Below are 20,576 nucleotides of genomic sequence, written 5' to 3' on the forward strand. Positions count from 1 at the left end.
TCCCGCGCCCGCGACGGGGAGACGGCTTTGCAGAACTTCGAGGAGCTCGCGTTCGAGCAGACGCCGATGGGGGAGCTGACGCTGCGTCGCCGGTTCGAGCCCGCGGCCGACGCCGAGGTGTTCGAGGTGAAGCTCGGCGACGAGTACCTGATGTCGAGTCTGTTCACCGTCGCGGAGGAGGCCCTCGCCGACCTCGGCCTCGCGGCGATCGACACCGACGTCGCGGGCGAGGAGTGGGACGTCCTGGTCGGCGGGCTCGGTCTCGGCTACACCGCCGTCGCCGCCCTGCGCGATCGCCGCGTCCGGTCGCTGAACGTCGTGGACGCCCTGCCCGAGGTCATCCACTGGCACAGCCGTCAGCTGCTCCCGGTCTCCGCTGAGCTCGTCGACGACACCCGCACGCGCCTCGCCCACGTCGACTTCTTCGCGCTCATGCGCGGCGAGCCCGATGCGTACTTCGACCTTCCCGCGGCGTTCCACGCCATCCTCCTCGACGTCGACCACACGCCGAGCTTCCCGCTCGCCGAGTCGCACCGCGATCTCTACACCGCCGACGGGCTGCGCCGTCTCGTCCGCCACCTCGCGCCGGGAGGAGTCTTCGCCCTGTGGAGCGACGAGGTTCCCGAGGCCGAATTCCTCGGCACCCTCGCCGAGGTCTTCGTCGAGGTGCATGGCCACATCGTGCCGTTCGCGAACCCGATCACGGGCGGCACATCGCAGAACGGCGTCTACGTCGCGCGCACGCCGCGCTGACGTCGGGCGACGCTCTAGAACACCTTCCCGGGGTTCATGATCCCGAGCGGGTCGAACACCGCCTTGATGCTCCGCTGCAGCCGCAGCTGCGGAGCTCCGAGCTCCTCCTCGAGCCAGCGGCGCTTGAGCGTGCCGACGCCGTGCTCACCCGTGAGCGTGCCGCCGAGCCGAATGGCGGCGCGGAACAGCTCGCCCGCCGCGTCCCACACCTGCGGCGGCACCTCATCGCCCGTGAACAGGAAGTTGGGGTGCAGGTTGCCGTCGCCCGCGTGCGCCACGGTCGGGATCTCCAGGTCGTAGCGCGCCCCGATCTCCCGGATCGCCGCGAGCATCGCCGGCAGCGCGCTGCGCGGAACCGCGACGTCCTCGATGAGCACGGTCGCGGCGGCCGCCATGGCCGGGTGGAACGCGCGACGCACGGCGAGCATCCGCTCTCCCTCGTCGGCGTCGGTGGTCAGGGCCGCCGCCCCGTCATGCTCGTGGATGATCGCGAGCGCCTGCTCGGCCTCGGCGAGCGCCGAGGCGCCGTCGGTCTGCACGAGGAGGTAGGCGCTGCCCGGGGCGCGCTCGGACAGCTCGAGGTGGGCCAGGATGCGGGCGAGAGCCACTTCGTCGATGAGCTCCATGACGGCGGGGCGCAGGTGCGCTGCGGTGATGGCGGCGGATGCGGCGGCCGCCCCCGCGACGGACGGGAAGTACGCGCCGATGGTCGCCGGCGACCCCGACGGCAGCGGCAGGAGCCGCACGGTCGCTTCGACAACGACGCCGAGCGTCCCCTCGGAGCCGATCAGGAGGGCCGTCAGGTCGAGCCCTGTCACGCCCTTGACGGTGCGGTGTCCGAGCTCCATGAGCGTGCCGTCGGCGAGGACGACCTTAAGGCCGAGCACTGCTTCGCGCGTCACTCCGTACTTCGCGCACAGCAGCCCGCCGGCATTCGTGGCGATGTTGCCGCCGATCGTCGAGATCGCGCGGCTCGCCGGGTCGGGGGCGAAGAACAGCCCGGTCGGCTCGAGCGCGGTGTTGAGCTCGGCGTTGATGACGCCCGGCTCGACGACAGCGAGCTGATCGGCCGCCGACACCTCGAGGATGCGCGTCATCCGCGCGGTCGACAGCACGAGCTCGCCGGCGCCTCCCATGGCGCCGCCCGTGAGTCCCGTTCCGGCGCCGCGGGGGACGACGGGCAGCTGATGCTCGGTCGCGATCCGAAGTGCCGCCTGGACGTCCTCGATCGATCGGGCGTGCACGATCGCGAGCGGCACGCCGGCGCGCCTCTGTCCCGAGTAGTCGCCGCGCGCGGCCTCGAGCTCGGTCGGGTCGGTCGAGAGCGCGTCCCCGAGCGCGTCGCGCAACGCGGTCAGCGCCGGATGCCCGCTCACCGATTCCGCGTGCGGTCGGTCAGCCAGAACAGCCCCGCGATCATGGCGAAGGTGGCCGCGATGAGCAGCGCGGTCATCGGCGACCCGCTCGAGGCCTCCGGCACGGCCCCCGGCAGCACTTCCGGTCCGACGAGAACGAGGCGCAGCGTGCCGAGCGCGAGCCCGAGGGCCGCGACGCCGAAGCCGAGCGCCATTCCGACGATCGTGATCCCGCGGTCCGTGCCGGCGGCGAGACGCTTCACGCGCGTGCGCGTCCACTGGAGCGACGCGGCGATCCAGGCCACGAACGCGAGTGTGAACGGGTCGAACATCGTTCCGAGAACGTTTTCGCCGACGACGAGGATGCGCGTGGCGATCGCGACGGCGGAGGCGGCGACGGCGGCGATGAGCAGCCAGCGGAATCGTTGATCGATCGCCCGCCAGCGCAACGAGTGCACGATGATCGGTGCGGCGGCGAACCACAGCACGGGCGCGAGGTCGACGAACAGCAGGACGACCTGGCCCGGCCGGTCGAAGGAGGTGTCGCCGAGCCCGAGCTGGTAGGCCAGGCCGCCGATCACCGTCGCCACGAGCGCGGAGAGCAGCGTCGACTGCATGACCGAGAAGGGCCGCGGCGCCCGTGCGGGGGCCGGGTATCTGGTCGCCCCGTCGTGGTCGGGCCGGGCATCCGCCCGCGATGCGTCGTCGCTCACGCGGCGATGCTACGCCGCCTGCCCGTGCGTCGCCCTCTGCACGAAACCGGCGCGCTGCTGGGCGCCCCATTCCGAGGGCGTCGACCGGATCGCGCGGACGAGACCCACCGTTCGCCAGATGGCGTGCGGGAGGTAGAACAGGATCGGCTCGAGGAACGCGGTCAGGATCAATCGACGCATCGAGCGCCCCGTGCGGTAGTCCGGGGTCGCTCCGAGCTCGATCGCGACAGCCAGCAGCGAGGTCGCGACTGCGATGAGGTAGGAGATGACGAGGGCGAGCCCGATCGCGAACCAGGGGATGAGCCCGAGCGCCCCCGCCAGCGCGGCGACGGCCATCGCCACGATGACGAGCGGGGCGCCCCACTGCTCGAAGAGCCAGAAGTAGGGAAGCGTGACCATGCCGAGCGCCCCGTACCGCGGGCGCAGCATCATGTCGCGCGCGCCGCGCAGCAGCTCGCCGAGCCCTTGCGACCATCGTTTGCGCTGCCGCGCGACGGCCGACCAGGAGGCGGGCACCTCCGTCCAGCACACGGGGTCCGCGACGAAGACGATGCGGTACGGTTCGCGTTCGGTGCGGTGGTGGCGGTGGGCGGCGACGACGAGCTCGGCGTCCTCGGCGAGGCTCGCGGCATCGAGCCCGCCGAGTTCGACGAGGGTGTCGCGACGGAACACTCCGAACGCCCCGGAGATGATGAGGAGCCCTTTGATCGCCGACCAGCCGGCGCGACCGACGAGGAACGCGCGCAGGTATTCGAGCACCTGGATGCGCTCGATGAGGCTCTTCGGGACCTCGACGCGATCGACCTCCGCCTCGATGAGCACCGCGCCGTTGGCGGGCCGCACGATGCCACCGGAGGCCACCACCGTGGGGTCGTCGATGAACGGCTGCACGACCCGCAGCAGCGCTGTCGGCGACAGGATCGAGTCGCCGTCGATCATGCAGACGAGCTCGTGCCGCGCGAACTGCAGCGCGGCGTTGACGGCGTCCGCGCGGCGCCCGACGGACGCCTTCCTGATCAGCAAGGCGTCGTGGTGATCGAAGCGGTGGATGCTCTCGATCGTGCCGCTCACGGGCACCGGGCTGATCGGCCGCTCGTCGCTGGGCGTCATCGAGAAGGCCTCGCGCAGCACCTCGGAGGTGCCGTCGGTCGACCCGTCGTCCACGACGATGATCTGCACTTGCGGGTACTGCAGGCGCAGCAGCGACTCCACGCACGCGACCGAGCCGGCGCTCTCGTTGTGGGCGGGGACGAGCACGCTCACGCCCGGGGTGAGCGGGCTCGCGAAGGTGCCGGAGAGCAGCTCGTCGGATGCCCACCGCCGCTCGTCGGCGATCGCGCCGATCGCACGGATGACGATCGTCACGTAGAAGAGCTGGTAGACCGCGAAGTAGACGCCGAAGGCGATCGTGATGACCACGAGCGACGCCGAGAGCCAGTCGGCGAGCTCGACGAGGGTCACGATCCGCCCCCGAGCGTCGTGAGCGCCTCGTCGAGGTGCCGCCGGGCGATCGGGTTCGCCTCGCGCGCGAGCCGGTCGTTCAGGGGCTTGAGCGCGCGGCGTGTCCCGACCCGGCGGAGAGCGTCGGCGGCGGCGATGCGCACCAGCGGGTCGTCGTCGTCGAGGGCCGCGATCGCGTAGGGCTGGACTCCGGCGAGCCCCGCCGCGCTCCCGGTGCTCAGTGCGACGCGCAGCCCGTCCGGGTCGCGTGTGCTCCAGGCCGCGTGCAGCGACTCCACGTCCAGGAGCCGGCAGCGCATGATCGCGATCGATGCGACGAGCGGGGGCAGACGGTGCTCCTCGCGGCAGGCGGCTGCGAGGACGGGCGCGATCGCCTCGGTGCGTCCCGTGGAGCCCCACTCGAGAGCCGCGACGCCGCGCACGCGCGGATCCGGATCGTCGAGCATCCCCATCATCAGGATCGCAGAGGGCTCGATCGTGGTGCGGACGTAGAGGCGGATGGCGCGTGCCCTCTCGATCGCCCGGCGGTCGCGCATGCCCTGCTCCGCGATCGCGGTCGCTCCGTTCGTCCCGAGCCACGACTGCAGCGCCTCGCGGTCCTCGCCGTGCACGCGGGTGACGACGGAGGCCACGGCGTGCAGAGTAGAGGTCGAGCGGGGCGGGGGAGCGGCGCCCTCCTCGACGAGCAGGGCGCGGATGATCGAGGAGACCTCCGTCCGGCGACCGCGGGTGCGCTCGTCGAGCCGGGCAATGCGCGCGCGCACGATGAGCACCGTCGCCAGCAGAGCGAGGCACAGGAGTGCCGCTGCCGCCGTCGCGACGAGCAACGCGGTCATCGCGGTCGCGACAGAAGAGTGGTCACGCGCAGAACGAGTTCGCGCGGACTGAATGGCTTGGTGATGTACTCCTCGGCGCCCGCGGCGAACGCCCGCTCGACGTCGACCTCCTGGGCGCGCGCCGTCAGCATGAGGATGCGCGTGCCCGAGAGCTCCGGATCGGATCGGACCTCGCGGCACACCTCGAGACCGTTGCGGCGCGGGAGCATCCAGTCGAGCACGATGAGGTCGGGCTTGTCGGCAAGGGCGCGGGAGAGCGCGTTCTCGCCGTCGATGACGCTCACGACCTCGTGACCGGCGGCCTCGAGCTTCATCGTCACCAGGTCGTTGAGATCCTGATCGTCGTCGGCGACCAGAATGCGTGCCACGTGACCCTCGATTCCGCCTCCGGCGAGAGCTCCGCCGTGTCACGCCCGTCGCGTGCCCGGTGACGACGATAATGCAGTCGGAGTGAGGGGAGCCGCCGTGGTCGGAGCGAGTCTCGCATCGACGGTGCGCCGGTGGAGCAGATGGAGACGCCTGCTCGCGCTGGTCGTCGTTCTCCTGGTCATCCTCGGACTCTCGATCGCGGGCGGCAACGCACTCGATGTGTCCATCACCCGGGCCAATCTCGCCCCGGCCAGCGGCATCATCGCCGTCCTGGCCCTGACCGCGAGACGAGGATGGAGGATCGCGGTCGCCACGGCAGGCGTCACGGCCGTCGCGATCGGCAACGCCGTCACGGCCCTGCCGCTCGACTACGTGCTGCAGACGGGGCTTCTGTCGATCCTCGAGGTTCTGCTGTTCTGCGCGATCGTGGAACGATCGGGACGGCTCCCGCGGCTGGACTCCGTCGCCCACAGCGTCCGTCTGGTCATCGGCGCGACCATCGCCTCGGCGTTCTTCGCGCTCGGCGTCACCGTCGTCCGAATCCTCGCAGGTGTCGAACCGAGCGAGGCGCTGGCCAACGACGCCTTCGTGGCGAACCTCGTCTCGTTCGTCGTCGCAACGCCCCTCGCGTTCGCGCGCGTCCGCCAGGGCGCGACCGCCTCGCGCACCGAGGTCACGGCCCAGTGGCTACTCATGGCCGCAGCGCTGATCGTGACCTTCACGCTCTCGGTCAACATCTCTCTGTCGTTCCTGCCGCTGCCGCTCTTCGCGTGGGCGGCTCTGCGACTCTCCGCAATCGGCGTGACGCTGCAGCTCCTGCTCGTGACCCTCGGGACGACTGTGGCGACGGTTGCAGGTTGGGGTCCGTTCGCGATGGCCTCGGAGGACACGCGCGACGCGATCGTCGTGCTGCAGGGCGGTCTGTTCATCTTCCTCAGCTCGACGCTCGTGCTCTGGTCGAAGCGCGTTGAGGGAGAGCTGGAGATCGAGCGCGCGCTCGCGAAGGACCGCGTTCTTCGTCGAGCGGTCGAGCGGGCGCAGACCGCCTTCCTTCTCGTTGAGCCGATCGGCGACGCCTACATCGTGGTGCAGGCCAACGACCATGGCCTGCGAGCTCTCGGGATGGATCCGAACAACGAGTTCTTCTCCGCATCCTCCGAGATCAACATCGCCCTCCCCGATGACCACCCGCTCATCGAGGGGCTGTCGATCGTCGCCCGCGGTGATCCTCGGTGGCGCGGCGAGCTCGTCCTCGAGGCCTTCGCCGGTCGCGCCGACGCCGAGGTCGCCATCGAGCGCGCAGTGGGCGACAAGTCCGGCGTCATGTCGGTCGAGCTCACCGACGTCACCGAGAAGCGGCGCGAGGATCGCCGGCTGCGCGCGCTCGTGGAGCGCGAGCGAGCTCTTTCGGCCCAGTACCAGGAACTCTCGCGTCAGAAGGACGACTTCGTCGCCTCCATCAGTCACGAGCTGCGCACCCCGCTCGCGAGCATCGTCGGCTATGCGGAGACGCTCGACGAAACCGAGCTCGATCCCCTGCAGCGCCGATTCGTCGACACGATCGTCCGCAACGCCGGGCGACTGCAGGAGCGCGTCGAGGAGCTGCTGTCCGCGGCCAAGCGCGCCGCGGACTCCGTCGACGATCCGCACCCGCTCTCGGTCGGTCGCATCATCGGCGAGGTCGCCGACGATCTGCGGGCCGTCGCCGCCTCCCGCGGGGTCGGGATCGTCGTCGAACCGTCGGCGTCCGTGCTGCCCGAGGTCATCGGCACGGAGGACTCCGTGACTCGCGTGCTGACCAACATCATGAGCAACGCCGTGAAGTTCTCGCCGAATGAGTCTGCCGTGGTCGTCAGCGCCCTCGTCGACGACGAGACGGTCGAGCTGTTCGTTCGAGACGCGGGGCCGGGCATCCCGCTCGCCGATCAGGGTCGCGTCTTCGACCGCTTCTACCGGACGGAGGACGCGACGGCCAACGCGACACCCGGCACGGGCCTGGGCCTCTCCATCGTCCGCACGCTGCTCGACGGCATCGGCGGCTCCGTCCTCGTGCAGTCGGATGGCCGGAGCGGCAGCACGTTCGTGATCCGCTTCCAACGCGCTCACGATCTCGATCCGGCCGACTGATCGCACCGGCGGCACGCCGCCCGCCCAGGGCGCTCCCGCAGAGTGTCCGCAACGCCCCGTGTGAGGAGCCTGGCAATTGCCGCCCAGCGGTTGAGATGCAGCGCCGATCTCGGCATCGTGGCTGCTTTCGACGAACGCGAAACTGGAAAGGGCACCATCATGCTCACTCTGACGCCGACCGCCAGCACCGTGATCGAGAACCTCGTCGCCCGCGAGGCTGACCCCCAGAGCGCCGGACTCCGGATCGACGGCGCCGCTCAGCAGAACGAGTTCGCCGTCACCGTCGAGCCCGCGCCGCTGCCCGGCGACCACGTCGTCGAGGCGGGTGCCGCCCGCGTCTTCCTCGAGCAGCACGCCTCGGTGGCGCTCGACGACAAGATCCTCGACGCTCAGGTGAGCGACGAGGGCGCCGTTCGCTTCGCGATCGGCGAGCAGCAGGGGCTCTAGCCCTTCGTATCCGCGATGGCCGCACCCCCGGTTCGGGGTGCGGCCATCGGCATCCCCGCCGACTCTGCCACTCTGGAGCCATGCCTGTGATCGAGAACTCCCGCCTGGCCGTCATCGGGGCCGGGGCCGTCGGCACCTCCCTCGCCTATGCCGCACTCATTCGCGGCTCCGCGCGCGAGGTCGCCCTCTACGACATCGATGCTCGCCGCGCCGAGGCCGAGGTTCTCGACCTCGCCCACGGGACCCCCTTCACCGGGTCGAGCCGCATCACCGGCGGCGGCGACCTGAATGCGGTGGAGGGCGCCAACATGGTCGTCATCACGGCCGGGGCCAAGCAGCATCCCGGGCAGAGCCGCCTCGATCTCGCGGCGACCAACGTCGGCATCCTCCGCGAGCTCATGCCCGAGCTCGTCGCCCGGGCGCCGGAGGCCGTGTTCATGCTCGTCACGAACCCCTGCGACGTCCTGGCCGTCGCCGCGCAGCGCTTCAGCGACCTCGATCCCGCGCGCGTGTTCTCGAGCGGAACCGTGCTCGACTCATCGCGCCTGCGCTGGCGGCTCGCCGAGCGCGTGGGCGTGGCCGCCTCGAGCGTGCACGCGATGATCGTCGGCGAGCACGGCGACAGCGAGTTCCCTCTGTGGTCGCAGTCCCGCATCGGCCCGATCCCGGTGCGCGAGTGGGTCGGCGACGACGGCGAGCGACTCACGGTCGAGGAGCTCGACGCGATCGCCGACGAGGTGAAGAACGCGGCGTACACGGTCATCGCGGGCAAGGGCGCGACGAACTACGCGATCGGGCTCTCCGGAGCGCGCATCGTGGAGGCCGTGCTGCGCGACGAGCGCGCGATCCTGCCGGTGAGCAGCGTGCTCGACGGCTACCACGGTGTCAGCGGAGTCGCCCTGTCGGTGCCGAGCGTCGTCGACGCCGGCGGTGTCTCGCGCGTGATCGACACTCCGTTTTCGGCGGAGGAGGAGCGGTCGCTGCACGCGAGCGCCGACGCCGTCCGGCGCTCGCTCGAGGCGCTCGAGCTCCACTGAGCGTCGCGCTCCCGGAGCGCGTCAGCGTCGTCAGAGCGGCGGGATGCCCTGCTCCCGACCGCGCAGCCGCTCGATCAGTCGCCGGTCGCGCTTCGTCGGCCTGCCGGCGCCGCGCTCCCTGAGCACGTCGAGCGCCCGCTCCGCCTTGGGCGGGGGCGGGGGAGTGCGGTCCTCGTAGTTCTGCTGTGCGAGGGGAGCGCTCGTGCGCTTGACGATGAGCCCCATGACGGCGACGATGCGCTCACCGCCCGGCGTGTAGGCGCGCACGAGGTCGCCCACTCTCACGGTCTGCGCGGGCTTCGCGGTCGAGCCGTTGACCTTGACGTGGCCGGCCTTGCACGCCGCGGTCGCCGCGGAGCGCGTGGAGTAGAGCCGGATCGCCCACACCCAGGCGTCGACCCGGACGCTCGTGGGGGTCGGTGCCGGGCTCATGACTCCAGGGTAGGCGGCTGTCAAGTATCTCGACGATCCCGGGCGGCCCACGTAGCGTCGGAGTCATGAGCGACACCCCTCGACTCTCCGGCCTCTCCGACGTCGTCGCCCTCGTGTGCGAGCGCCCGGACGCGTGCGTGCGCTACAGCCGTGACCCGCGCTCGGAGGCGGGCCGCGGCAGCATGGACACCGAGAGCGGGCTCGAGCTTCCCGGCCTCTCGGTGAACCCGCTCGGCGCGGAGGCCTGGTGGTCGCGGCCGCTGCAGGACTGGATCGCGCGCCAGCTGTGCCAGTACCGCCACCTCGCCGAGGAGGACGACGACGAGGAGCGCGAGGCGTGGGTGATCGCCGGCCGCGAGGTCGGCCGGGGCCCCGACTGCGAGCCGCTCCTGGCCGACGTCGAGATTCTCGCGGTCGTGGCGGAGGACGCGCTCGACGAGGCGGAGGCGCGGTATCTCGATGTCTTCGACGCCGGTCGCGGCCCCGAGGACTGACCGAGCCGTCAGCTCAGCAGCTCGGCGAGAGCGGCGTCGCTCACGCGGCCCCGACTGAGCACGGCGGTCGTCCCCCTGCGGTACTTCTCGAGCACGAGCGGATCGATGTAGGAGGCGCGCGCGACGGCGGGCGTGTTGCGCAGAGCGTCGGCGACGACGGCGATGGCCTCGCGGATCGCGCGTTCCTGCTCCTTCTTCGTCGCGCTCGGCCCGCACCGCGCGAGGTGCTCTGCCGCGAGGCGGGAGCCCCGAAGCGTTCGCAGGTCCTTCGGCGTGATGGTGCACGAGGTGGCCGTGCGCAGGTACTCGCTGAGCGCCGCGGAGTGCACGCGGTGGACGCCTCCGTCGTCGATCCACTCGGTCACCCGCTCGCTGCGCTCCCCGTTCGGCCCGCGCGCGCTCCTCGCGAGGACGAGCGCCGCGGCGAGGTCGTCGTCCTCGTGCTCGGCCTCCCATCGCACGCCCGACTTCGCCGGGAAGTCGAAGGCGATCCGCGAGCCGGAGACGGCCACGTGCTCCCACGCGAGCGTGAGCGCGCCGATCGTCCCGCGCTCGAGCGCGTAGCGCTCCTCGCCGACCCGCACCCCGAGCGCGTCGATGATGCGGGCGGCGATCGCGAGCGCCCGCGCCTGCGGCTCCTCGCCGCGCAGGTCGCGCGTGACGCGCGCGCGCATGCCCCCCGTCGCGGCGGCGAGCTCCCGCACGCGCGCGAACTTCTTCACTCCGGCCCGCCGCGTCCACTCCTCGTGATAGCGGTACTGACGGCGGCCGTCGGCGTCGAGGCCCATCGCCTGCACGTGGCCCCGCTCGTCGGCGCAGATCCAGACCTCGCTCCACGCGGGCGGGATCGCGAGGGAGGCGATGCGCGCGCGGACGTCCCCGTCCGTGACCGACCGGCCCCGCGCATCCACGTACCGGAAGCCCCTCCCGTGCCGCAGCCGGCGGATGCCGGGGCCGTCGGGGGAGGATCGTCTCAATCGCATCGGGTCAGGATGCCCGACCCGCCCCCGCGGGCGACACCCGCTTGCGCTCGGTCGCGATCGCATCCGCTGCGCGCACGAGGGCGAGGTGCGAGAGGGCTTGCGGCGTATTGCCCATGTGGCGCTCGTCGTCGACGTCGTACTCCTCGGCGAGGAGCCCGACGTCGTTCGCGAGCCCGACGAGGCGGTCCATGAGCGCCACGCCGTCGTCGAGGCGTCCGCCCCGCGCGTAGTTCTCGACGAGCCAGAACGCGCACGCGAGGAACGGGTGCTCGTCCCCGGGCAGCCCGTCGATCCCCGACTCGGTGCGGTAGCGCAGCGGCAGGCCGCCGCGCAGGAGGGTCTCCTCGATGCGCGCGACGGTCGCGAGCATCCGCGGGTCGTCGTAGGCGACGAAGCCGATGTGCGCGAGCTGCAGCAGCGAGGCGTCGACCTCCTCGGTCTCGTAGTGCTGCACGAACCATCCGCCCTCGCTCACGCCGTTGCGCATGATCTCCTCGCGGAGCCCGTCGCGGAGCGCCTCCCAGCGCTCGGCGTCGCCGGAGAGGCCGTGCACGCGCACGGCGTGCGCGCCCCGGTCGAAGGCCGCCCACAGCATCGCGCGCGAGTGCGTGAAGGTGCGGTGCGGTCCGCGGATCTCCCAGATGCCGTTGTCGCGGCGGTCGAGGTGCTTCTCCGCGTGCTTCAGCAGCTCGGTCTGCAGCGCCCACGAGAACTCGTCCTCCTCGATGCCGAGGTCGCGCGCGCGATCGAGGGCGATGAGCACCTCGCCGAAGATGTCGCCCTGGAACTGCGTGTACGCGCCGTTCCCGATGCGCACGGGCGCCGACCCCCGATAGCCGGGCAGCGAGTCGAGCTCGTACTCGGTCAGCCGCCGCTCGCCCGAGAGGCCGTACATGATCTGCAGGTCCTGCGGGTCGCCTGCGATCGCGCGCAGCAGCCACGCCCGCCACTCGGCGGCGCCGGTCTGATATCCGTGCAGCATGAGCGCCTCGAGCGTGAGCGCGGCGTCGCGCAGCCACACGTAGCGGTAGTCCCAGTTGCGGCTGCCTCCCATGTCCTCCGGCAGGCTCGTCGTCGGCGCGGCGACGATGCCGCCGGTGTCCTCGTGCGTGAGCGCGCGCAGCACGAGCAGCGACCGCCGCACGTGCTCGTCGTAGGCGCCGGGCGCCGCGCACGTGCTCGCCCAGTCGCGCCACCATTCGCGGGTGCGATCGAGCTGCCCGTCGATGTCGAGGGGCTCCGGCGCGACCCGGTGGGCGGGGAACCAGGTGAGCACGGTGTCCACCGTCTCTCCCTCCCGCACGACGAACTCGGCGCGGTGCGCGTGATCGACCGCACGGAAGCGAGGCCCTCGGACGACGACCGCGTCCGGCCCCGCGATCGCGACGAGAGCGGGATGCTCGTCCGTGCCCCCCTGCCGCATCCACGGCATCGCGCTCGCGTAGTCGAACCTGATCCGCAGCAACTGCTCGACGGCGACCTCGCCGCTGATGCCCCGCACGCGGCGCACGAGGTCGGCTCGGCGGTCTCCGTGGGGCATGGCGTCGATCACCTCGATCTCGCCGGTCGGCGACCGCCAGCGCGTGACGAGCACGAGGGTGTCCTCCTCGTAGTGGCGCTCCGCGCACTCGACGGCTCCGATGGGTCGCAGCAGCCATTGCCCGTGCTCCTCGGTGCCGAGCAGGGCGCCGAACATCGAGGCCGAGTCGAACCGCGGCAGGCACAGCCAGTCGATCGCCCCCTGCCGACTGATGAGCGCGGCCGTGTGGCAGTCGCCGATGACGGCGTAGTCCTCGATGGGGGCGGGCATCCTCCCAGCCAATCGGAGCTTCCTCCGAACTCCGTGCACGAGCCGCCGTCTCGCACCCTCTCGCGCTTAGCGTGGAATGATGCCCTCCTCCCGCGACCGCTCCCTCATCATCCTCGGCGCCACCGGCGACCTCGCCGAGAGGCTCCTGCTCCCCGGGCTCGCGAGCCTCCTCGCCGTCGGCCGCTGCGCCAAGCTCGAGCTCATCGGCGCAGGCGGCAGCGACTGGAGCGACGAGCGCTGGCGCGACCTGCTGCGGGCGACGCTCGGGGAGTCGGCGGGCGACGCGCTGCCGGGCATCCTCGAGCGGGCGCGATACGTGCGCACCGATGCGACCGACGCGGATGCCCTGCGCGCGCTCCTCGCCGCCGCGACCCGCGACCCGCTGCTGTACCTGGCCATCCCGCCCTCGACCGCGCGCGCGACCGTCGAGGCGCTCGCGGCCGTCGACCTCCCCGACGGCACGGTGCTCGCCCTCGAGAAGCCGTTCGGGGTCGACCGCGCGAGCGCCGCGCAGCTCAACGCCCGGCTCGCCGAGCTGCTGCCGGAGGACCGCGTCTTCCGCATCGACCACTTCCTCGGCAAGTCGACGGTCGCGAACCTCATCGGACTGCGCGCCGCCAACCGCGTGATCGAGGCCGTGTGGAACCGCGACGGCATCGATCGCATCGAGATCGTCTACGACGAGTCGCTCGCGCTGGAAGGGCGCGCCGGGTACTACGACACGGCCGGGGCGCTCGTCGACATGATCCAGAGCCACCTGCTTCTCGTGCTCGCGCTCGCCGCGATGGAGCTCCCGTCGAGCCTCGAGGCCGACGACCTCCACGGCGCGATGATGCAGGTGCTGCGCGCGACGACCGTGCGCGACGGCGATGCCGAGGCCGCGAGCCGACGAGCCCGGTACACCGCCGGAGCGATCGACGGCGAGACCGTGCCCGACTACGCCTCCGAAGATGGCGTCGACGCGAGCCGATCGACCGAGACGCTCGCCGAGGTCGTCGTCGAGATCGGCACGCCGCGCTGGGCCGGCGTGCCGATCGTGCTGCGCAGCGGCAAGGCCCTCGGCGCCCCCTCGACGCACGTGCGCGCGAGCATGCGCCCGGCACCGCATCTTCCGCACGGCCTCGAGCCCGCCGGCGGCGCCCCGGCGATCACGATCGCGCTGAGCCCCGAGCGACTGGCGATCGAGCTCGACATCAACGGGGCGGGCGACCCGGGCGAGCTCGATCGGGTGAGCCTCGACGCCGAGTTCACGGCCGGAGAGCTGACCGCGTACGGCGAGGTGCTCGGCGACGTTCTCGAGGGCGACGCGGCCTTCACCGTCCGCGGCGACGTCGCGGAGGAGTGCTGGCGCATCGTGGAGCCCGTCCTCGAGGCGTGGCGCGCCGACCGGGTCCCGCTCGAGGAGTACCCGGCGGGCTCGAGCGGTCCGTCCAGCTGGGCGCCGCTACCGTAGCGCTATGACGACGGCTCTCATCACGGGAGCGACGGCCGGCATCGGCGCTGAGTTCGCCCGCCAGCTCGCCGCCCGCGGCACCGATCTCGTGCTCGTCGCGCGCACCGCCGACCGGCTCGAGGAGGTCGCGGCCGAGCTGCGTTCGCGCCACGGCGTCGGGGTCGAGACGATCGCGGCCGACCTCTTCGAGGAGCCAGGAGTCGCGGCGGTCGAGCGCCGCGTGCGCGACGAGGCGGATCCGGTCGACCTGCTCGTCAACAACGCCGGTCACGGTCTCGTGACCGACTTCGCCGCGTCGCCGCTCGACGACGAGGTCCGCCACCTCGACCTGCACGTCGGCGTGCCGCTGCGCTTGACCCACGCGGCGATGCAGGGGATGCTCGCGCGCGGCGAGGGCCGGATCGTCCTGATCTCGAGCGTCGCGGCCTTCACCCCTCGCGGGAGCTACGGCGCAGCCAAGGCCTGGGGGGTCTCGTTCGCGCGGTGGGCGAACCTCCGGTACCGCGGTCTCGGAGTGAGCGTCACGGCGGTTGCCCCAGGTTTCACGCGCACCGAGTTCCACGAGCGGATGGGGGTCGCGACGACGGGCGTGCCCGGGCCGCTCTGGCTCGATGTGCGCGACCTCGTGCGGCTCGCCCTGCGTGACATCGACCGGGGCCGCTCGGTGTCGATCCCGACGCTGCGCTACAAGGTCATCGCCGGGCTCGCGCGCGTCGTGCCGGCGCGGATGGCCGCGGCGGGGAGCCTCGCACCGGCCGACCGCGCCGCGCGACGGCGCTAGACGCGCGCCGGCTCGGCGGAGGCCGCGCTCTCGGCGGCGAGCTGAGCCTTCCAGGCGACGAGGCCGCGGACGGTGGCGCTCTCGTCCTCGGCGAGACGCTCCATGGCGTCGGCGGGAACGGCGTAGTTGATCGCCACCCACGCGCGGACGGTCTCGTCGGCATCCGACGCGAGCGCACGGAGGACGTCGCATGGCGTGTGCTCGTTCTTGGCGACGCACGCGCGCACGCTCGCGACGGGGTCCTTCGCGAGAGCCGCGTAGACCTCGTCAGGAGCGTGGTACGACAGCGCCGCGCTCTCGCGGATCTTCGGGTTCGCATCGCCCGCGAGGCGACGGATGCGCGCGATCTTGGACGCCGTCACGGAGGGCGAGAGGAACTGCGCCACCGGGTCGGGGGAGGTCGCGCGCACGGGAGCGCTCGCGGCGAGCTGCCGGCGCTGGGCGGGGGTGTTGAAGCGGATGCACGACATGCGCGGAAGAATAACCCGGGCTCGCGATATCGGTCGGCTCGGGCGCGCCGCGCCTCACTACACTGACAGCGTGAGCGAAGCCGACGCAGTGCCCCCGGCGAGCCGCCCCCCCGTCAGCACGCGCGTCCTCACGATCCCGAATCTGCTGAGCGCCATCCGGCTCGCGCTCGTGCCCGTGTTCCTCGTCCTGGTGCTGACCGGTCAGGATGTCGCCGCGCTCCTCGTGATCGTCTTCTCGAGCGTCTCCGACTACGTCGACGGCATCATCGCGCGACGGTACGACCAGATCACCCGCCTCGGCCAGCTCCTCGACCCGGCCGCCGACCGTCTCTTCATCTTCGCCGCGGTGATCGCGCTCGCGGTGCGCGAGGTCGTGCCGTGGTGGCTCGTGGTCGTGATCGTAGGCCGCGACGTCATGCTCGTGGTGCTCGGCATCGTCCTCGCGCAGCATCGGTACGGCCCGCTGCCCGTGCACCACCTGGGCAAGCTCGCGACGTTCGCCCTCTTCTACGCGCTGCCGATCCTCGTGCTCGGGCAGGCGTTCCCCGATGCGCGCGCGGTCTCCGATCCCATCGGCTGGGCCTTCGCCCTGTGGGGCGCGTTCCTCTACTGGTGGGCCGGTGCGCTCTACCTGCGTCAGACCCTCGAGCTCGTGGGGAATCGGCCAGGAGCACCGGCCGCCGCATCGGATACGCTGAATCCCCTGAGGAGGTCCACTGATGGCTGAGAACGTGTCTGCCCGCCCCACGGGGGATGAGCAGAGCAGCGCCGCGCCGGCGTACAACTCGTCGGAGACGACGGTCCACTACGGTCCGGACTTCGTCGCGCAGCTCGCCGCCATGGAGGCCGGGGTCACAGTCGAGGAGCAGGAGGCGATCGCCGCGCTGCCCTCCGGGTCGGCCCTCCTCATCGTCCGACGCGGCCCCAACACGGGCGCCCGCTTCCTCCTGGACGCCGACGTCACCGTCGCCGGCCGGCACCCAGACGCCGACATCTTCCTCGACGACGTCACCGTGTCGCGCAAGCACGCCGAGTTCCACCGCGACGGCACCTCCTTCACCGTCCGCGACCTCGGCTCGCTCAATGGCCTCTTCTTCAACGGCGAGCGCATCGACGGTACTGCCGCGCTCATCGACGGCTCGGAGGTGCAGGTGGGCAAGTTCCGTCTGACCTTCTACGCCTCGCGCGCCGACCGACGCCCGGTCGCGTAGTGGCGGAGCGGTCCGCCGCCGCTGCTCGTCGTCCCGCGACAGCCGCGGCATCCCTCCTGAGCATCGGCCAGGTGCTCGCCAAGCTCAGCCCCGAGTTCCCCGATCTGACGCCGTCGAAGCTCCGTTTCCTGGAGGAGCGTCAGCTCATCGCGCCGTCGCGCACCGAATCCGGCTACCGCAAGTTCTCGCCGACCGATGTCGATCGTCTGCGCTTCGTGCTCACGATGCAGCGCGACCACTACCTGCCGCTCAAGGTCATCCGCGGCTACCTCGACGAGCTCGACGCCGGGCGCACCCCGAGCCTGCCGCTCGGCGGCGCTGTCCCCGCGCCCTCGATGCTCGCCACGGAGCGCCGGTACAGCCGCGACGAACTCGTGCGCGAAGCCGGTGCCACGTCGGCGCTGCTCGGCGACGCGGTCACGGCCTCGCTCATCGCGCCGAGCGAGACGTACGGCGACGACGCGCTCCAGGTGCTCCGCTCGCTCGTCGAGCTACAGCGATCGGGCATCGAGCCGCGTCACCTGCGCGGCTTCCGGGCGGCGGCCGAGCGCGAGCTCGGCCTCATCGAGAGCGCGCTCATCCCGGTCTCGCGCCGCAACGATCCCTCGTCGCGGGCGCGCGCCGCAGAACTCGCCGTCGAGATCGCCGGCCAGCTCGAGATCGTGCGCTCGAGCCTGATCAGATCGGCCCTCGGCAGGCTACAGTCGTAGTCGGGCCCGACACGCCGCGCCGACGATGCGAATGTCTCCGGCGGGGGTCGGGTGGCTCGCTAGTCTGGATGACGTGATGCGAAGTATCACGTTAACGATGAAGGTTAGGTAGAGGCCATGAGCGACGTCAGCCGCCGCGACGATCGGTACGACCTCGGCCTGCTCTTCACCGATGGCCTTCCCGAGCTCGACGCCCAGGCCGGCTACCGCGGCGCCGTCGCCGCTCGCGCCGCCGGCATCTCCTATCGCCAGCTCGACTACTGGGCCCGAACGCAGCTCGTCGAGCCGACCGTGCGCGGCGCCTCCGGCTCGGGCACCCAGCGCCTCTACGGCTTCCGCGACATCCTCGTCCTCAAGCTCGTCAAGCGACTTCTCGACACGGGCATCTCGCTCCAGCAGATCCGCACCGCCGTGAACCAGCTCCGTGAGGCGGGCGTCAACGACCTCGCCCAGACCACCCTCATGAGCGACGGCGCCAGCGTCTACCTCTGCACCTCCGACGACGAGGTCATCGACCTCGTGAGCCGCGGGCAGGGCGTCTTCGGCATCGCCGTCGGCAAGGTCCTGCGGGAGGTCGAGAGCTCGCTCGTCGATCTCGACTCGACCGCCGCCGACCCGGCGGACGAGCTCGCTCAGCGCCGCGCCACGCGCGCGAGCTGACCTCGCCCGCTCCACGGGCATCCCTCGTGCGCTCGGCGCACGGTGATCGCGCGATCCTCGCGCGGGCTCGCGGCTAGCGCTGGGCGTACTCGCCCATGCGGGCGGTGCGCATGACGCGCTCGAGCAACTGGTCGAAGTTGCGCGCCATTTCCTGAGCGCTCTCGCCCGGCCAGATGTGCAGCGGCTTCGCCGCGCCCTGCGCCTGCTGCAGCGAGGTGCGCTCGGGAAGCTGGGGAGCGAGCACGAGGGGCCCGAACATGTCGCGCAGCTCCTTGATGCGGAACTGGTGCTCGAGGCTCTGCACGCGGGCGCGGTTGACGATGATCCCGAGCGGCTGCAGGCGCGGCGACAGTCCGCGACGGATCTCCTCGATCGCGCGCAGCGCGCGATCGGCGGCGGCGACGGAGAAGAGCCCCGGCTCGGTCACGACGACGACGCGGTCACTCGCCGCCCAAGCCGTGCGGGTGAGGGCGTTGAGCGAGGGCGCGCAGTCCACGAGCACGAGGTCGTAGTCGTTCTCGACGTGCGCGAGGGCCTCCTCGAGCTTCCAGATCTCGCGGATGCTCGGGTGCGGCCCGTCGAAATTGATCGCGCTGGGGCTGCCGATGAGCACGTCGACCGTTCCGGAGCGGCCCTTCGTCCAGCCCGAGGGCGCGATCGCCTGACGGACGACCTTCTCCTTCGGCGAGGCGAGGACGTCGGCGACGTTGAGCCGCCCGGCGACGGAGATGTCCATCCCGGTCGAGGCGTCGGATTGCGGGTCCAGGTCGACGACGAGCGTTCGCAAAACCGCGGGAGAAGGCCGCGGATGCCAGCCCGAGCGTCACCGTGGTCTTTCCCACGCCTCCCTTGAGGGAGCTGATGCTCAGTACGTGCACGATGAACGACCCTACCTTCACTAGTCTTGAAGTGCGCGCCCACGCGCCGACCTCGGTATGCCACCACGATCCATCGCGGGCCTCCCCTCGGCCTGCCCGGGTCACCCTGAGAGGAATCGATGTTCCGGAAGATCCTTGTAGCCAACCGCGGCGAGATCGCGATCCGCGCCTTCCGAGCCGCATACGAGCTTGGCGCGAGAACGGTCGCCGTCTTCCCCTACGAGGATCGCAATTCCATGCATCGGCTCAAGGCCGACGAGGCGTACCAGATCGGCGAGCCCGGCCATCCCGTGCGCGCCTACCTGGATGTCGCGGAGATCATCCGCGTCGCGAAGGAGAGCGGTGCCGACGCCATCTACCCCGGCTACGGCTTCCTGAGCGAGAATCCGGACCTCGCGCAGGCCGCTGCCGACGCGGGCATCGCCTTCATCGGCCCGCCGCGCGCAGTTCTCGAGATGGCGGGGAACAAGGTCACCGCGAAGGAGCACGCGATCGCAGCGGGCGTCCCGGTTCTGAAGTCGAGTCCCGCGACGACCGACATCGAAGTCCTCGTCGCGGCCGCGGACGACATCGGCTTCCCCATCTTCGCGAAGGCCGTCGCCGGCGGCGGCGGGCGGGGGATGCGACGGGTCGAGAGCCGCGACGACCTGCGGTCCGCGCTCGAGGCCGCCATGCGCGAGGCGGACAGCGCCTTCGGCGACCCGACGATGTTCGTCGAGCAGGCGGTCGTGCGCCCTCGCCACATCGAGGTGCAGATCCTCGCGGACTCCCACGGCGAGACGGTGCACCTGTTCGAGCGAGACTGCTCGGTGCAGCGCCGCCATCAGAAGGTGGTGGAGATCGCTCCGGCCCCGAACCTCAATGAGGATGTCCGCCAGGCGATGTACCGCGACGCGGTCGCCTTCGCCCGGTCCATCGGCTACGTCAACGCCGGAACGGTCGAGTTCCTGCTCGACACGGCGGGGGGAGCGCGAGGGCGAGCACGTGTTCATCGAGATGAACCCGCGCATCCAGGTCGAGCACACGGTGACCGAGGAGATCACCGACGTCGATCTGGTGCAATCGCAGATGCGCATCGCCTACGGGCAGTCGCTCGCTGAACTCGGCCTTAAGCAGGAGCAGATCCACCTTCGGGGGGCGGCGCTGCAGTGCCGCATCACGACGGAGGACCCGGCGAGCGGGTTCCGTCCCCGACACGGGCAAGATCACGACCTACCGCTCGCCGGGTGGTGCCGGGGTCCGCCTGGACGGCGGCACGATCGCCTCCGGTGCGCAGATCTCGCCCCCACTTCGACTCGATGCTCGCGAAGATGACCTGCCGCGGGCGCGACTTCGGCGCCGCGGTCGCGCGCGCGAGGCGCGGTCTCGCCGAGTTCCGCATCCGCGGCGTCACCACGAACATCCCGTTCCTCCAGGCGGTGCTCGACGACCCGCAGTTCCAGGCGGGCGATCTGAGCACCTCCTTCATCGACGAACGACCCGAGCTCGTGCGGGCGAACATCTCGAAGGATCGCGGCACGAAGGTGCTCAACTGGCTCGCCGACATCACGGTCAACCAGCCGAACGGCGCGGGCGCCGCCGCGATCGACCCCGCGA

The 20,576-nt window shown here is 71.4% G+C and carries 20 protein-coding genes and 2 pseudogenes; 12 read left to right on the forward strand and 10 right to left on the reverse strand.

Annotation, left to right across the window (positions count from 1 at the left end; all coding sequences use genetic code 11):
• The first annotated feature begins 27 nt into the window (after window positions 1-27).
• Window positions 28-753, forward strand: a complete 726-nt coding sequence (locus FHX53_RS06720; RefSeq protein ID WP_246335505.1) for a polyamine aminopropyltransferase — start codon at window positions 28-30, stop codon at window positions 751-753.
• A gap of 14 nt (window positions 754-767) precedes the next feature.
• Here FHX53_RS06720 and FHX53_RS13585 read toward each other — a convergent pair whose 3' ends face one another.
• From FHX53_RS13585 to FHX53_RS06740, 5 genes are read right to left on the reverse strand one after another with little or no spacing between them, the layout of a single operon-like run.
• On the reverse strand, window positions 768-2,129 hold the full coding sequence (locus FHX53_RS13585) for an FAD-binding oxidoreductase (RefSeq protein WP_343050878.1): 1,362 nt from the start codon (window positions 2,127-2,129) through the stop codon (window positions 768-770).
• Window positions 2,126-2,821, reverse strand: coding sequence for a hypothetical protein (locus FHX53_RS13590; protein WP_246335506.1), 696 nt, complete (start codon window positions 2,819-2,821; stop codon window positions 2,126-2,128). The genes FHX53_RS13585 and FHX53_RS13590 overlap by 4 nt, the downstream gene beginning before the upstream one ends.
• A gap of 9 nt (window positions 2,822-2,830) precedes the next feature.
• Window positions 2,831-4,282, reverse strand: coding sequence for a glycosyltransferase (locus FHX53_RS06730; RefSeq protein ID WP_182490550.1), 1,452 nt, complete (start codon window positions 4,280-4,282; stop codon window positions 2,831-2,833).
• Window positions 4,279-5,118 (reverse strand): HEAT repeat domain-containing protein, encoded by an 840-nt coding sequence (locus FHX53_RS06735; RefSeq protein ID WP_182490551.1) that lies wholly within the window; start codon window positions 5,116-5,118, stop codon window positions 4,279-4,281. The genes FHX53_RS06730 and FHX53_RS06735 overlap by 4 nt, the downstream gene beginning before the upstream one ends.
• On the reverse strand, window positions 5,115-5,486 hold the full coding sequence (locus FHX53_RS06740) for a response regulator (protein WP_182490552.1): 372 nt from the start codon (window positions 5,484-5,486) through the stop codon (window positions 5,115-5,117). The genes FHX53_RS06735 and FHX53_RS06740 overlap by 4 nt, the downstream gene beginning before the upstream one ends.
• A gap of 97 nt (window positions 5,487-5,583) precedes the next feature.
• On the opposite strand from FHX53_RS06740, the gene FHX53_RS14020 reads away from it, so the two are divergent.
• The 3 genes from FHX53_RS14020 to FHX53_RS06755 all read left to right on the forward strand — a co-directional run bounded on the left by FHX53_RS14020 (window position 5,584) and on the right by FHX53_RS06755 (window position 9,098).
• The gene (locus FHX53_RS14020) at window positions 5,584-7,614 is read left to right on the forward strand and encodes an ATP-binding protein (RefSeq protein WP_182490553.1); all 2,031 of its coding nucleotides are present in this window, start codon (window positions 5,584-5,586) and stop codon (window positions 7,612-7,614) included.
• Between the two features lie 159 nt (window positions 7,615-7,773).
• Window positions 7,774-8,061, forward strand: coding sequence for a Fe-S cluster assembly protein HesB (locus FHX53_RS06750; RefSeq protein ID WP_182490554.1), 288 nt, complete (start codon window positions 7,774-7,776; stop codon window positions 8,059-8,061).
• 80 nt (window positions 8,062-8,141) lie between these two features.
• On the forward strand, window positions 8,142-9,098 hold the full coding sequence (locus FHX53_RS06755; RefSeq protein ID WP_182490555.1) for an L-lactate dehydrogenase: 957 nt from the start codon (window positions 8,142-8,144) through the stop codon (window positions 9,096-9,098).
• Window positions 9,099-9,128: 30 nt separating this feature from the next.
• On the opposite strand, the gene FHX53_RS06760 is transcribed toward FHX53_RS06755, so the two are convergent.
• Window positions 9,129-9,530: an RNA-binding S4 domain-containing protein gene (locus tag FHX53_RS06760; protein ID WP_182490556.1), complete on the reverse strand. Its 402-nt coding sequence runs from the start codon at window positions 9,528-9,530 to the stop codon at window positions 9,129-9,131.
• Between the two features lie 65 nt (window positions 9,531-9,595).
• Here FHX53_RS06760 and FHX53_RS06765 point away from each other — a divergent pair, with 65 nt between their 5' ends.
• Window positions 9,596-10,024 carry a DUF6098 family protein gene (locus FHX53_RS06765; RefSeq protein WP_182490557.1) on the forward strand — a complete coding sequence of 143 codons (429 nt, stop codon included), beginning with the start codon at window positions 9,596-9,598 and terminating at the stop codon, window positions 10,022-10,024.
• 8 nt (window positions 10,025-10,032) lie between these two features.
• Here FHX53_RS06765 and FHX53_RS06770 read toward each other — a convergent pair whose 3' ends face one another.
• Window positions 10,033-11,007: a DNA topoisomerase IB gene (locus FHX53_RS06770; protein ID WP_182490558.1), complete on the reverse strand. Its 975-nt coding sequence runs from the start codon at window positions 11,005-11,007 to the stop codon at window positions 10,033-10,035.
• Between the two features lie 4 nt (window positions 11,008-11,011).
• Entirely contained in the window at window positions 11,012-12,856 is a 1,845-nt protein-coding gene (locus FHX53_RS06775; protein ID WP_343050879.1) for a glycoside hydrolase family 15 protein, read from the reverse strand.
• Between the two features lie 40 nt (window positions 12,857-12,896).
• On the opposite strand from FHX53_RS06775, the gene FHX53_RS06780 reads away from it, so the two are divergent.
• Both FHX53_RS06780 and FHX53_RS06785 read left to right on the forward strand, forming a co-directional pair.
• Window positions 12,897-14,270, forward strand: a complete 1,374-nt coding sequence (locus tag FHX53_RS06780; protein ID WP_246335391.1) for a glucose-6-phosphate dehydrogenase — start codon at window positions 12,897-12,899, stop codon at window positions 14,268-14,270.
• Between the two features lie 4 nt (window positions 14,271-14,274).
• Window positions 14,275-15,051 (forward strand): SDR family NAD(P)-dependent oxidoreductase, encoded by a 777-nt coding sequence (locus FHX53_RS06785; protein WP_182490067.1) that lies wholly within the window; start codon window positions 14,275-14,277, stop codon window positions 15,049-15,051.
• Here FHX53_RS06785 and FHX53_RS06790 read toward each other — a convergent pair.
• Window positions 15,048-15,521, reverse strand: a complete 474-nt coding sequence (locus FHX53_RS06790; protein ID WP_182490066.1) for a hypothetical protein — start codon at window positions 15,519-15,521, stop codon at window positions 15,048-15,050. The genes FHX53_RS06785 and FHX53_RS06790 overlap by 4 nt on opposite strands.
• 70 nt (window positions 15,522-15,591) lie before the next feature.
• Between FHX53_RS06790 and FHX53_RS06795 the strand changes: the two genes are divergently transcribed.
• The 4 genes from FHX53_RS06795 (at window position 15,592) to FHX53_RS06810 (ending at window position 18,102) form a co-directional block, all read left to right on the forward strand.
• Window positions 15,592-16,248: a CDP-alcohol phosphatidyltransferase family protein gene (locus FHX53_RS06795; RefSeq protein ID WP_343050802.1), complete on the forward strand. Its 657-nt coding sequence runs from the start codon at window positions 15,592-15,594 to the stop codon at window positions 16,246-16,248.
• Entirely contained in the window at window positions 16,241-16,732 is a 492-nt protein-coding gene (locus tag FHX53_RS06800) for an FHA domain-containing protein (protein WP_182490064.1), read from the forward strand. Before FHX53_RS06795 ends, FHX53_RS06800 begins: the two co-directional genes overlap by 8 nt.
• On the forward strand, window positions 16,732-17,442 hold the full coding sequence (gene ftsR / locus FHX53_RS06805; RefSeq protein WP_182490063.1) for a transcriptional regulator FtsR: 711 nt from the start codon (window positions 16,732-16,734) through the stop codon (window positions 17,440-17,442). The genes FHX53_RS06800 and ftsR overlap by 1 nt, the downstream gene beginning before the upstream one ends.
• Before the next feature lie 117 nt (window positions 17,443-17,559).
• Window positions 17,560-18,102, forward strand: coding sequence for a MerR family transcriptional regulator (locus tag FHX53_RS06810; RefSeq protein WP_182490062.1), 543 nt, complete (start codon window positions 17,560-17,562; stop codon window positions 18,100-18,102).
• A 73-nt stretch (window positions 18,103-18,175) separates the two neighbouring features.
• Here FHX53_RS06810 and FHX53_RS06815 read toward each other — a convergent pair.
• Window positions 18,176-18,980 (reverse strand): annotated as a pseudogene (locus FHX53_RS06815) (ParA family protein).
• A gap of 119 nt (window positions 18,981-19,099) precedes the next feature.
• Here FHX53_RS06815 and FHX53_RS06820 point away from each other — a divergent pair.
• A pseudogene (locus FHX53_RS06820) lies at window positions 19,100-20,576 on the forward strand (ATP-binding protein); the annotation flags it as partial.

Origin of the sequence: Microcella alkalica (assembly GCF_014137945.1) — a bacterium.
Taxonomy (GTDB): Bacteria; Actinomycetota; Actinomycetes; order Actinomycetales; family Microbacteriaceae; genus Microcella; species Microcella alkalica.